This is a genomic window from Microbacterium sp., assembly GCF_035687345.1.
Lineage (GTDB): Bacteria > Actinomycetota > Actinomycetes > Actinomycetales > Microbacteriaceae > Microbacterium.
In genome coordinates this window covers 1-12,344 of the sequence record NZ_DASRXZ010000043.1, presented here as the reverse complement: position 1 = coordinate 12,344, position 12,344 = coordinate 1, and the positions used below count along the sequence as shown (strand labels likewise).

Annotated in this window: 13 protein-coding genes; 6 read left to right on the top strand and 7 right to left on the bottom strand. The window is 71.7% G+C overall.

Annotation, left to right across the window (positions count from 1 at the left end; genetic code table 11):
* Positions 1-34 precede the first annotated feature (34 nt).
* The 3 genes from dapE to VFF97_RS05245 all read left to right on the top strand — a co-directional run bounded on the left by dapE (position 35) and on the right by VFF97_RS05245 (position 2,598).
* Positions 35-1,105, top strand: coding sequence for a succinyl-diaminopimelate desuccinylase (gene dapE / locus VFF97_RS05255; RefSeq protein WP_325032438.1), 1,071 nt, complete (start codon positions 35-37; stop codon positions 1,103-1,105).
* On the top strand, positions 1,093-2,328 hold the full coding sequence (locus tag VFF97_RS05250; RefSeq protein ID WP_325032437.1) for a hypothetical protein: 1,236 nt from the start codon (positions 1,093-1,095) through the stop codon (positions 2,326-2,328). Before dapE ends, VFF97_RS05250 begins: the two co-directional genes overlap by 13 nt.
* A 96-nt stretch (positions 2,329-2,424) precedes the next feature.
* On the top strand, positions 2,425-2,598 hold the full coding sequence (locus VFF97_RS05245; protein ID WP_019179788.1) for a DUF3117 domain-containing protein: 174 nt from the start codon (positions 2,425-2,427) through the stop codon (positions 2,596-2,598).
* A 69-nt stretch (positions 2,599-2,667) separates the two neighbouring features.
* Here the strand turns inward: VFF97_RS05245 and VFF97_RS05240 are convergent, their stop codons facing one another.
* A complete protein-coding gene (locus VFF97_RS05240; RefSeq protein ID WP_325032436.1) occupies positions 2,668-3,303 on the bottom strand; it encodes an O-methyltransferase in 636 nt (211 codons plus the stop codon).
* A 73-nt stretch (positions 3,304-3,376) separates the two neighbouring features.
* Here VFF97_RS05240 and VFF97_RS05235 point away from each other — a divergent pair, with 73 nt between their 5' ends.
* Complete coding sequence (locus VFF97_RS05235; RefSeq protein WP_325032435.1) at positions 3,377-3,757, top strand: Sec-independent protein translocase TatB; 381 nt, start codon at positions 3,377-3,379, stop codon at positions 3,755-3,757.
* Between the two features lie 27 nt (positions 3,758-3,784).
* Here the strand turns inward: VFF97_RS05235 and VFF97_RS05230 are convergent, their stop codons facing one another.
* Genes VFF97_RS05230 through VFF97_RS05220 form a run of 3 tightly spaced genes read right to left on the bottom strand, consistent with a single transcriptional unit; the run spans position 3,785 to position 6,767 of the window.
* Positions 3,785-4,936, bottom strand: a complete 1,152-nt coding sequence (locus VFF97_RS05230; protein ID WP_325032434.1) for an Mrp/NBP35 family ATP-binding protein — start codon at positions 4,934-4,936, stop codon at positions 3,785-3,787.
* On the bottom strand, positions 4,933-5,466 hold the full coding sequence (locus VFF97_RS05225) for a DUF1003 domain-containing protein (protein WP_325032433.1): 534 nt from the start codon (positions 5,464-5,466) through the stop codon (positions 4,933-4,935). The genes VFF97_RS05230 and VFF97_RS05225 overlap by 4 nt, the downstream gene beginning before the upstream one ends.
* On the bottom strand, positions 5,466-6,767 hold the full coding sequence (locus VFF97_RS05220) for a magnesium transporter MgtE N-terminal domain-containing protein (protein WP_325032432.1): 1,302 nt from the start codon (positions 6,765-6,767) through the stop codon (positions 5,466-5,468). The genes VFF97_RS05225 and VFF97_RS05220 overlap by 1 nt, the downstream gene beginning before the upstream one ends.
* A 39-nt stretch (positions 6,768-6,806) precedes the next feature.
* On the opposite strand from VFF97_RS05220, the gene VFF97_RS05215 reads away from it, so the two are divergent.
* Together VFF97_RS05215 and VFF97_RS05210 are read left to right on the top strand one after the other, a co-directional pair.
* Complete coding sequence (locus VFF97_RS05215; protein ID WP_325032431.1) at positions 6,807-7,514, top strand: general stress protein; 708 nt, start codon at positions 6,807-6,809, stop codon at positions 7,512-7,514.
* Entirely contained in the window at positions 7,511-8,245 is a 735-nt protein-coding gene (locus VFF97_RS05210) for an alpha/beta family hydrolase (protein ID WP_414684224.1), read from the top strand. Before VFF97_RS05215 ends, VFF97_RS05210 begins: the two co-directional genes overlap by 4 nt.
* Before the next feature lie 20 nt (positions 8,246-8,265).
* Here VFF97_RS05210 and VFF97_RS05205 read toward each other — a convergent pair whose 3' ends face one another.
* The 3 genes from VFF97_RS05205 to VFF97_RS05195 all read right to left on the bottom strand — a co-directional run.
* Positions 8,266-10,068: a gamma-glutamyltransferase family protein gene (locus VFF97_RS05205; RefSeq protein WP_325032430.1), complete on the bottom strand. Its 1,803-nt coding sequence runs from the start codon at positions 10,066-10,068 to the stop codon at positions 8,266-8,268.
* 25 nt (positions 10,069-10,093) lie between these two features.
* On the bottom strand, positions 10,094-11,566 hold the full coding sequence (locus VFF97_RS05200) for an aminopeptidase P family protein (protein WP_325032429.1): 1,473 nt from the start codon (positions 11,564-11,566) through the stop codon (positions 10,094-10,096).
* A 42-nt stretch (positions 11,567-11,608) separates the two neighbouring features.
* Positions 11,609-12,344, bottom strand: a 736-nt coding sequence (locus VFF97_RS05195) for an endonuclease/exonuclease/phosphatase family protein (protein ID WP_325032428.1), incomplete at its 5' end; no start/stop codon positions are given.

The following is a 12,344-nucleotide window of genomic DNA, read 5'->3' as shown; positions in this document are numbered from 1 at the left end:
GGATGCCGGCGCATCCGATAGATAGACTCGACGGATGCCGGTGCTCGACCTCTCCGCGTCCTCCGTCGACCTCACCCGCACGATCTGCGACATCCCGAGCGTCTCGGGGGAGGAGAAGGTGCTCGCCGACGCGATCGATCACGCCGTGCGTGCGCTCCCGCACCTCGACGTGTATCGCGACGGCGACACGATCGTCGCCCGCACGAACCTGGGGCGCGCGCAGCGCGTCGTGATCGCGGGGCACATCGACACGGTGCCGGTGAACCACAACCTGCCGACCCGCGAGCTCGACGATGACGGCGAGCGGATGCTGTGGGGCCGCGGCACCGTCGACATGAAGGCGGGCGTCGCGGTGCAGCTCAAACTCGCCGCCGAGCTCGCCTCGCCGCGCGTCGACATCACGTGGATGTGGTACGACCACGAGGAGGTCGACGCCGACCTCAACGGCCTCACGCGCCTTTCCCGCACGCGCCCCGACCTCTTCGCGGGAGACTTCGCGATCCTCGGCGAACCCAGCAACGGGCAGGTCGAGGGCGGATGCAACGGCAACCTGCGCGCGATCGTGCGCACGCACGGGGTCCGCGCGCACAGCGCCCGCGCGTGGATGGGCGAGAATGCGATCCACCGCGCCGCGCCGATCCTCGGCCGACTCGCTGACTATCGGCCGCAGGAGGTGCCGGTCGACGGGCTCGTGTACCGCGAGGGGCTCAACGCCGTGCGCATCCGCGGCGGCATCGCGGGCAACGTCATCCCCGATCTGTGCGAGGTCGAGATCAATTACCGCTTCGCCCCGAGCCGCACGCCCGACGAGGCAGTCGCCCACGTGAGACAGGTGATGGACGGCTTCGAGGTCGAGGTCGTCGACCTCGCGCCCGGCGCCCGCCCCGGCCTCGACGCGCCGCTCGCGCAGGAGTTCGTCGCGGCGGTCGGCGCCGAGCCGCGCCCGAAGTACGGCTGGACCGACGTCGCGCGCTTCTCGGCGCTCGGCGTGCCGGCCGTCAACTACGGTCCGGGCGACGCCAGCCTCGCGCACCACGACGAGGAGCGCGTGCCGCTCGCGCAGATCGAGGACGTCGAGCGCGGTCTGCGGGCGTGGCTGAGCTGAGCGCCGGGCGCCGCGCGTGGGACGCGCTGCGCAAGGGGTGGACCGCGCTGCCGGTGTCGGTGCGCGTGCTCATCGTGTACGTGCTCGCTCGCGTGGTCACGACGCTGTTCTTCGCTGCGGCGGATGCGGCATCAGGCCCCTCTTCGCGTTTCGGCGTGAACCCGGGCATCGCGGGCCTCGCGACCGGCTGGGACGGACAGTGGTACTGGTTCGCGGCGCTCAACGGGTACCCGGCCGAGCTGCCGCGCACCGACGACGGGCTCGTCGCCGAGAACCAGTGGGCGTTCATGCCCGTCTATGCGTACCTGTCGCAGGTCGTCGGCTTCGCGCTCGGCTCGTGGCCCGCCGGGGCGATCGCCGTGTCGCTCACGGCCGGCTACCTCGCGTGTTTGGTGCTGTACCGGATGCTGCGCCTCCGTGGCGACGACGCGATGGCGATGTGGACCGTCGTGTTCTTCGCCGCGGGGCCGCTCGCCGCGCTGTTCCAGGTCGCGTACGCGGAATCGCTGTTCCTGCTGTTCCTCTTCCTCGCGCTGTGGCTCGTCATGCGGCGGAGGTTCGGCTGGCTGTACGTGCTCGTGCCGACCATGGGGTTCACGCGACCGGGCGTCCTCGCGTTCTCGCTCTTCCTCGCGCTGTACGGCGTCGCGCGGTGGTTCGCGCGCAAGCGCGATCCGCTGCCGGCTCGGCAGATCGTGCACATCGTCGCGCTCGGCCTGCTCGCGGCCGTCGTCGGCTTCTCGTGGCAGGTGATCGCGGCGGTCGTCACGGGCGACCCCACGGCGTATCTGGCGACCGAGCTCGCGTGGCGCCGCAATTGGCTGCCGGGATGGAACGGGGCGTTCGTGCCGTTCGACGGGTTCGTGCTGGGCGCGGACTTCTGGTTCAGCACGTGGGGGCTTCCGGGGTGGCTCGGGATCGTCGCGCTCGTGGTCATCGTCGCCGGCGTCGCGGCTCTCCTCCTCTTCGAGCCGCACGTGAAGCGGCTCGGGGTCGAGCTGCGCCTGTGGGCGGCGAGCTACCTCGTGTACCTGTTCGCGGTGTTCTTCCCGCAGTCGAGCATCTTCCGTCTGCTCGTGCCGCTTTCGCCGTTGTGGGGTGCCGCCGCGATGCCGCGATCGTCGTGGTGGCGGTCCGGCGTGCTCGCGGTGTGCCTGCTCGCACAGTGGTGGTGGATCCACAACATGTACGCGCTCGGGAATACGTACTGGCAGATCCCCTGACGCCGAAGCCGTTTTCCACAGGGCGCCACGGCTTCTCCCGGTGTTGTTTCAGCAGGATAAACTTGGGAGGCAGACCTACGACGAAAGGGAGCCACCATGGCAGCGATGAAGCCGAGAACCGGAGACGGGCCGATGGAGGCCGTTAAGGAGGGGCGCCTCATCATCGTCCGTGTTCCGCTCGAGGGCGGTGGGCGCCTCGTCGTCTCGGTGAACGATGCCGAGGCCAAGGAGCTCTACGACGTGCTGGGCGGTGTCGTCAACGCCGCGTGAGCCGCGACTTTCGGAACGGCCGGTCCTGAGGGACCGGCCGTTCCGTCGTTCCGGGTGTGATCCGGGCGGTCATTCCGATGGGCGGGTGGTGAGCTGCAACAGTCCCTCGCCGACGATGGAGAGCGCTCCGATGACGGCGGGGGAGGCCTGGGTCTCCTGTATGAGCGAGCGGTACGCGCTGGTCACGGGATCGCGGCGCACGGGGTCGGCGACGGCGCCGCCCGCGAGCACGCGGGGCACGAGCACCGTGCCGCCCGCGCGCACGAGCCGCAGTCCGTGCTCGACGTACTCGATGACGCCCTCGGGATCGGCGTCGACGAGCACGATGTCGTACGACGCCTCGTTCATGCGGGGCAGTACCTCCGACGCACGCCCGGTGATGAACCGTGCCCGCGCGGGCGGGACCTTCGCGTCGGCGAAGGCCTTGCGCGCGGCGCCGAGGTGCTCGGGCTCGTTGTCGATGGTCGTGAGAGTCGCGCGCGGCGAGCCGTGGAGCAGCCACAGCCCCGAGACGCCCGCACCCGTGCCGATCTCCACGATGTTGAGCGCCTGTGACGCCGCTGCGATGACGGCGCACTGCGCGCCGACGGCGGGGCTCACCGGCGCCGCACCGAGCTCCAGCGCGTGCGCTCGCGCGCGCACGATGTGGTCGGGCTCGACGGTCGCCTCGTCGGCGAAGCGGTTGTTCGCGTGCTGATCGGCCATGGTCCTCCTCCTGCGACAGCCTACGGCCCGCAATCACGCCGCCCGCACAGGCACACGGCGGTAACCTGTGTGCATGTTCTTCGGCCTCACGATCGAGAAGCTCCTGCTGATCGGCGTGATAGCCGCATTCGTGGTCGGTCCCGAGCGGCTGCCGCGCTACGCAGAGGCGCTCGCACGCACGACGCGGCGCGTGCGCGACTACCTCCAGAACGCGAAGACGCGCGTCAAGGACGAGATGGGCGAGGACTTCGACGACATCGACTGGCGCACGCTCGATCCGCGCCAGTACGACCCGAGGCGCATCATCCGCGAAGCGCTGCTCGACGACCCGCCCATCGCGACCGTGAAAGCGGCGGGATCTGCGGCCGCGGTCACCTCACCCCTCACGCCGCCCGAGCCGCCGCGGCGCCTCGACGCGGGGGAGACGCCGCCCTTCGACGCCGAAGCGACCTGACGCCGCTGCGCCTGAGGGGCTCGTGGGTCACGAGGGCCGCAGCGGAAGCGACCGCCCGGCGAGCCCGCGCGGGCCGGAGAGCCTTTCTGCGAGGTGCGTGATCGCGATAGCCGCCGGATCGTCGGGATGCGCGACGACGACCGGTGTCCCCGCGTCGCCGTCCGCTCGCAGCTCGGGGCTCAGCGGAATCGACGCGACCACGGGCACCTCCTCTCCGTCGCGCGAAAGCGCCGCGGCGACCTCCGCGCCGCCGCCCGCTCCGAAGAGGTCGACCGTCGTCCCGTCGGGAAGCGTGAGGCCCGCCATGTTCTCGACGACCCCGACGACGCGCTGACCGGTCTGGCGGGCGACGAGTCCGCTGCGGATGGCGACATCGGATGCCGCGGCCTGCGGCGTCGTGACGACGACGACGTCCGCGTGCGGCAGCAGTTGACCGACCGAGATCGCGACGTCGCCCGTGCCGGGCGGCATGTCGAGCAGCAGCACGTCGAGATCGCCGAAGTACACATCGGTGAGGAACTGCTGCACCGTGCGATGCAGCATCGGCCCGCGCCACGCCACCGCGCCGAGCGGCTCGTCTGAGCGCCCACGGCGCAGGAACATCCCGATGGAGATCGTCTTCACGCCGTATGCGACGGGCGGGAGCATGAGGTCATCGAGGCGGGTCGGCTGCGGCGGCAGACCGTCGGCGTCGAGCAGGCCGAGCAGGCCCGGGATCGAGAACCCGTGCACGTCCGCGTCGACGAGCCCCACCGCGAGCCCGCGCGCGGCGAGCGCGACCGCGAGGTTGGCGGTCACCGTCGACTTTCCGACGCCGCCTTTGCCGCTCGTGACGGCGATGACGCGCGTGAGCGACTCCGGCCCGAACGGCATCTGCCGGGCGGGTCGCCCCGCACGCAGCTTCTCGGTGAGCTCGGCGCGCTCGGCGGGGGTCATGACCCCGACGGCGACCTCGACCGCGTCGACACCGGGCACCGACGCGGCGGCCGCGCGCACGTCGTTCTCGATGCGGGTGGCGGCGGGGCATCCGACGATCGTCAGGACGATGCCGACCTTTACCGTCCCGCCCTCGACGACGATGTCGCGCACCATGCCGAGGTCGGCGATCGGCCTCCGCAGCTCCGGATCGCTCACGGCGCCGACCGCTGCGCGCACGCGGGCCGCGAGCTCGTCGGTCATGTCGACCGGCCGGCGTCGCCGGCGTCGGCGCTCGGCTGGAGCTGCTCGAGGAGCGCCTTGAGCTCGGTGCGCAGCACGTCGCGCGTGATGACTTCGTCGCTCACCTCGGTGAGGGCCATGCGCAGCGCGACGATCTCACGCGCGAGGTACTCGGTGTCGGCGAGGTTGCGCTCGGCGCGCTGCCGGTCCTGCTCGATCTGGACGCGGTCACGGTCGTCCTGGCGGTACTGCGCGAGGAGGATGAGCGGCGCCGCGTACGACGCCTGCAGCGACAGCATGAGCGTGAGCGCCGTGAACCCGAATTCGGCCGAGTCGAAGCGGAGGTTCGGCGGGGCGAGCGTGTTCCACGCGATCCAGCTCGCGCAGAAGACGGTGAGCCCGAGCAGGAACGCGGGCGTTCCCATGTTTCGGGCGATCCACTCGGTGAACCGGCCGAAGCGATCGCGTGAGGGCTGCGCGGGGCGCGGCCCCAGGACGCCGGACCGCCCGAGCGGGGCATCCAGCGCTGCACGGCGGGTCGGACGGGCCATCAGCGCCTCCTCGGGATGCTCGCGGTGGTCGTGGGGACTTCGTTCTTCTCCTGGGACCGTTCGTCTTCGGCGTCCTGAGATCGCCAGTCGTCGGGCAGCAGGTAGTCGAGCACGTCGTCGACGCTGACCGCGCCCACGAGGCGGTGCGCCTGATCGACGACCGGCAGCGACACGAGGTTGTAGCTCGCGAGGAGGCGCGCGACCTCGGTGGCCGACGCGGTCGCGGGCACCGGCTCGAGCGTGTCGTCGATGATGGTGCCCAGGCGCTCGTGCGGCGGGTAGCGCAGCATCCGCTGGAAGTGGACCGTGCCCAGCAGCCGGCCGGTCGGCGTCTCGTACGGCGGAAGCGTCACGAAGACCGCCGCCGCGAGGGCGGGGTGCAGCTCGTGGCGACGGATGAGCGCGAGCGCCTCCGCGACTGTCGCGTCGGCCGACAGCACGATGGGCTCGCTCGTCATGAGGCCGCCCGCCGTGTCGGGGCCGTATTTCAGGAGGGCGCGCACGTCCTCTGCCTCTTCGGGCTCCATGAGGTCGAGCAGCTCCTCGGAGCGCTCCTCCGACAGCTGGCCGAGCAGGTCGGCCGCGTCGTCGGGCTCCATCGCGTCGAGGATGTCGGCCGCGCGCTCGTCGCCGAGCGCCTCGAGGATGTGGACCTGCTCCTCTTCGGGCATCTCCTCGAGCGCGTCGGCGAGGCGGTCGTCGGGGAGCTCTTCGGCCACCTCGATCAGGCGCTCCTCGGGCAGGTCGAGCAGGGTGTTGGCGAGATCGGCGGGCTTGAGGTCGGAGTAGGTCGCGATGAGCTGCTCGGCCGACTGGGCCTCGCCCGGAGTCTGCTGCTCGCGCACCTCGGACCAGTGCGCGAACGTCGTGGGACCCTTCGCGAACGGCGACGCGCTCGTCTTGGGGCGGCGCAGGAAGAGCTGGCCGACGTCCCACTCGCCCGCACGATTGCGCTCGATCGCGACGTCTTCGATGACGGCCGATCCGGATCCGTCCTTGAAGTAGACGCGGCGCCCGAGCAGCTCCGCCATGACCCGCACCTCGCCGCCGCGCTGCTGGAACCGCCGCACGTTGATGAGCCCCGTGGCGATGACCTGGCCGGTCGCGATTGAGGTCACGCGCCCGATCGACATGAACACGTGTCTGCGCCCCGGGATCTCGACCACGAGACCCACGACGCGCGGCGGATCGTCCTTGCGGTAGATCACGACGACGTCCCGCACCTTGCCGAGCCGGTCGCCGGCGGGGTCGAAGACCGAGCACCCGGACAGGCGCGCGACGAATACCCTCTGCGTGCTCACCCGTCCAGCGTAGTCCGGGGTCCGTGGGAGGATGAGGACATGAGCATGATGGGCGGTCGGTTTCCGCAGGGCCCTGAAGACACGGGTCAGACCGTGGCGAGCTTCCCCACTTACGAGGCGGCGCAGAAGGCCGTCTCGACGCTCATCGCGGCCGAGATCCCCGCGCGCGACATCTCGATCGTGGGCCACGACCTGCGCTCCGTCGAGCGCGTGACCGGCCGCCTGGGCTACGCGGCCGCTGCACGGTCCGGCGCGATCAACGGCCTGCTGCTCGGTCTCCTGTTCGCGGCGATCTTCGTGCTCGGTTCGCCGACGGTCCCGATCCAGGCCTTCGTGGGCGTGCTGTTCGTGGGCATCGCGATCGGCATGCTGCTGAGTCTCGTGACCTACTCGTTCGTGCGCCGCCGGCGCGACTACGCGTCGGTCATGCAGGTGGTCGCCGAGCACTACGAGGTGCACGTCGCCGCGTCGAGCGTCCACCGCGCGCGCCAGGTGCTCGGCACGACCGAGACCGTGGCTCCGCCGGTCGCGCCCGAGACCGACGAGCCGCCGCAGTACGGCCAGCGGGTCGCGCCTGCCGACGAGCCGCCGCAGTACGGCCAGCGCATCGTCGAGAGCGGGGCGGCCGAGTCCGATGAGGGCGGGGCGGATGCCGCATCCGCCGCACCCGAAGAACCCGGTGCGGGCGACGACCCGTCCGACGCGGGCGCATCCCGTGCGACCGACGAGCGCGGCGACCGCGCGTGAGCTCCGCTCCCGATGACGCGGCCGTCGAGGTCGCCGACTCGCGCATCCCGGTGGCGCTGCCCGCGGGGACGGCCGAGGTGTCGTGCGACCTGGAGCTTCCCGACGGCGAGCCGTGGGCCGCGGTCGCGGTCGCCCATGGCGCCGGCGCGGGGTACAGGCATCCGTTCCTGGTGGGCTTCGCGCGCGCCTTGCGCGACGAGGGGGTCGCGACGGTGCGGTTCAACTTCCCATACGTCGAGGCCGGACGACGGATGCCGGGACCGGCTGCACACGCGATCGTGACGTGGACGGCGGTCGAGGCCGCCGCACGCGAAGCCCTTCCGGGCGTGCCGTTCGTCGCAGCCGGCAAGTCGTACGGCGGACGCATGGCGTCGATGGCGGCTGCCGAGGGCGCGATCGCACCGGCGGCGCTCGTGTACCTCGGGTATCCGCTGCATCCGCCGGGGCAGCCCGAGAAGGACCGCTCGGCCCACCTGCCGCGGATCGCCGCACCGCAGTTGTTCGTCGAGGGCACGAACGACCCGTTCGTGGTGCCGCACGAGGGGCTCGAAGCGGCGGTCGCCTCGTGTCAGGACGCGACGCTCGAGTGGATCGACGGCGGCGGCCACTCGTTCGAGGTCAAGGGTCGCAAGCGGCCCGCCGATGAGGTCGGTGCGGGGCTCGCGCCCCTCGTCGCCGCGTTCGTGCGGCGCGTCGCGTCAGCAGGACGCGATCGCGCTGCTCGGGCGTGAACACCGCGGCTCGGATGACCTCAGCGCCCCGCCGCGTATCCCTGCATGCCGCGCGGGTTCGCCGCCGCCCACAGTAGGCCGGTCGAGGCATCCGTCCCCACCGCCGACACGCGGCCGAGCGTCCAGTCGCCCACGCGCGTCACAGCGTGCCCGCGCCGCTCGAGACCCTCGATGACCGCGTCGCCGAGGCGGTCCTCGATGACGGCTCCGGCGGGAGTCCATGTGCGGGGCCAGAACGACTCCGGCATCGCGGTCGTGTGCAGCGCGGGGGCGTCGATCGCCTCCTGCGCGCGGTAGCCGCCGACGAGCATGCGCAGCAGCACGAGCAGCTGCCACTGGTCCTGCTGGTCGCCGCCGGGCGAGCCGATCGCGAACCACGGCGCGCCATCGCGCAGCACGAGCGTCGGCGTGAGCGTCGTGCGCGGGCGCTTGCCGGGAGCGAGCGACGACGGATGCCCCGGCTCCAGCCACGTCATCTGCAGGCGCGTGCCCAGGCAGAAGCCGAGCGCGGGGATCGCCGGCGACGACTGCAGCCAGCCGCCGGACGGTGTCGCCGACACGATGTTGCCCCAGCGGTCGATGACGTCGATGTGGCACGTGTCGCCGCGCGTGCGGCCGCTCGTCGAGACGGTCGGCTCGCCGGTGCCGGCCGCGGCGGCGAATGCGTCCTTCGTGCGCAGCGGGGGGCGGAAGCCGTCGCGTCCGCCGAGGGCACCAGGCCGGTGCTCCGCGGACGCCTCGTCGCCGATGAGGGCGCGTCGCTCGGCGGCGTAGTCCTCCGACAGGAGGGCCTCGAGGTCGACGTCCGCGTCGCCGTACCACGCGTCGCGGTCGGCATACGCGAGCTTCTGCGCCTCGAGAATCGTGTGCGCACCCACCTCCTGCGAGGGGTCGAGGCGATCTTCGTCGAGCGGTTCGAGCATCCGCAGCGTCTGCAGCAGCGCCGGCCCCTGGCTCCACGGGCCGGCCTTCGCGATCTTCGCTCCACGGAACTCCGCCGTCACGGCAGGCTCGTACGACGCATCGAACGCGGCGAAGTCGTCGGGGGTGATGACGGCCGCATGTTCGCCGCCCTCCGAGTGCCGGTGCGGAGTCGACGGGAAGGCGGATGCCTCGTGCGCCACGACGCCCGTCTTCCACTCGCGCCTCGCGGCGTCGATGCGGGCGGCACGCCCGACGGGGCCGTCGTCGCGTACGGTGCACGACGCGTGGCACAGCCCGTCGAGCACGTCGGCGTAGGCCGGGTTGCGCACGACCGAGCCGGGCGCGGGAGGCTCCCCGTTCGGCATCCACAGCTCGGCGGAGGTCGGCCAGTGCTTCGTGAACAGCTCGGCGAGCTGGGCGATCGCAGCGGCCGCCTGCGGAAGAAGGGGCACGCCGTCCCGCGCGTACCCGATCGCGTACGACAGCACGTCGGCGAGCTCCCATGTGCCGTGGTCGCGCAGGAGCAGGAGCCACGCGTCGACGGCGCCCGGGACGGCGGCCGCGAGTCCGCCCGCGCCGGGCACGAGGTCGAGCCCTTCCGAACGGTAGTGCTCGATCGTCGCGCCCGCGGGCGCGGGCCCCTGACCCATCAGTACGGTCGGGGCGGGGTCGTCCGCGGTCGCGAAGATCCCCACGAGGTCTCCGCCGGGACCGTTGAGGTGCGGTTCGACGACGTGCAGTACGAAGGCGCCGGCGACCGCCGCGTCGAACGCGTTGCCGCCGCGCTCGAGGACCGACTGCGCGGTCGCCGTCGCGATCCAGTGGGTCGAGGCGGCCATGCCGAACGTGCCCGACAGCGTCGGCCGCGTCGTGAACGACGGGGGAGGGGTGTAGGTCACGGGCGCTTCGTCTCGCCGGGCTCGATCAGCGACCGCTCGACAGCCGCGCGACCCACTCCTCGACCTCGTCGGCCCTGCGGGGGATCGCGGCGGACAGGTTCACGGGACCGTCCTCGGTGATGAGGATGTCGTCCTCGATCCGCACGCCGATGCCGCGGTACTCCTCGGGCACCGTGAGGTCGTCGATCTGGAAGTACAGGCCGGGCTCGATCGTGAACACCATTCCCGGCTTCAGCACGCCGTCGTAGTACATCTCGCGCCGTGCCTGCGCGCAGTCGTGCACGTCGATGCCGAGGTGGTGGCTCGTCCCGTGCACCATGTAGCGCCGGTGCTGGCCGCCCTTGTCGGCGTCGAGCGCCTCCTCGGCGGTCACGGGGAGGAGGCCCCACTCCGCGACGCGCCGCGCGATGACGCCCATCGCGGTCTCGTGCACCGTGCGGAAGGTCACTCCAGGACGAGCCGCCGCGAACGCAGCATCCGCCGCTTCGCGCACCGTCTCGTACACGGTGCGCTGGATGTCGGTGAAGCGGCCGCTCACCGGGATCGTGCGCGTGATGTCGGCCGTGTACAGGCTGTCGACCTCGACGCCGGCGTCGATGAGGATCAGGTCGCCCGGCACGACGGCGCCGTCGTTGCGCGTCCAGTGCAGGTAGCACGCGTGCGGGCCGGAGGCCGCGATCGTGTCGTAGCCCTCCCAGTTGCCCTCGCTGCGCGCGCGCAGGTGGAACACGCCCTCGACGACGCGCTCACCGCGCGGGTGCTCGACGATGCGGGGCAGGTTCGCGACGATGTCGTCGAAGCCCCGGGCCGTCACGTCGACCGCGAGGCGCATCTGCTCGATCTCGTACTCGTCTTTGACGAGGCGCAGCTCCGACACGAAGCGCGTCAACTCCTCGTCCTCCTCGAGCACCACGTCGGCGTCACCCGACTCGAAGTCGTCGACGTGGGCGGTCGCGATGCCGAGATCGGATGCCACGCCCGCCAGCGCGGGGCGCGGGCCGATCCAGAACTCGCCGATCGAGGCATCCGAGTAGAACTCCGCCGTGGTGCGGTCGGCGCGCTCGCGGAAGTAGAGGGTGACGTCGTGGCCGCCTTCGTTGCGCGGGTCGAACACGAGCACCGAGCCGGGCTCGGCGTCGGAGCCCCATCCGGTGAGGTGCGTGAACGCCGAATGCGCGCGGAACGGGTAGTCGGTGTCGTTGCTGCGCTGCTTCAGGTCGCCGGCCGGGATGACGAGCCGCTTGCCGGGGAACGCCGCGGACACCGCGTCGCGACGCTTCGCCGCATACGGCGCCTGCTCGCGCTGCGGCGGGAGCGACTCGGGCCGGTCGGCCCATCCGGTCGAGATCGTGTCGAGGAATCCGCGCCCGAACGGCTGCCGCCGGTTGGTGGTGACCTTCTCCTCGGCCTGTGGTTCGGCCGTCGGCTCGGAGGTCGCGGAGTCGGTCTGCAGGAGGTCGGTGCCTGAGCCCGTCGAAGGGTCGCCTGTCGTGCTCATTCGTCCAGTCTCGCACGGACCCCCGGCGCGTCGTGAGGACGATCAGCCGGCGGGTTCCAGCTGCACGATGAGCGGCCGGTGGTCGCTGCCGGAGTCGTCCATCGAGCCGAGCACGAGCGAACCGGTCGCCGTCCAGTCGTCGGTCGCCATGACGTGGTCGATCGGCGCGGAGAGGAGCGGCGGCATCTCGGTCGTCCACGTGCCGACGGCGCCGTTGCCGCTCGCGGCGGCCGCGTCGTGGCAGCGGCCGAGTGTTCCGCCGTCCACGCCGAGGTCGGCCATGTGGTCGACCGTCGCGTTGAAGTCGCCCGCGACGATCACGTTCTCGACCGCGCACTGGTCGGCCAGCCACTGCAGGTCGTCGCGCCAGTGCTGCATGTAGCTCGGCCGCGGGGCGACCGCATGCGCGGCGACGACGATCGGACCTTCGCCCGAGATCGGCATCGCCACGGCGCTCGGGACGGTCGACGTGTTGCTCGTGCCGTTGCTCGAGGACTCGATGATCGAGTACTCGCCGAGCTCGGGCGAGATCAGCAGCGTCGTCGAGCCGGCATCCCACTCGGTCGCCGGGTTCTCGGTGTGATGCGCCCACATGCGGTGGCCGAGGTCGCGCATGATGAGCGCGACCTGTTCGCCGGTCTCGATCGTCGTCTCGGGAAGCGCGACGATGTCGGCGTCCATCGCGACGGCGATCCGCGCGATCGTCTCCGGCGGGGTTGCGGAGCCCGCGGTGTTCCACGTCATCACGCGCACGCTGGAGGCGGTCTTCTCCGGAAGC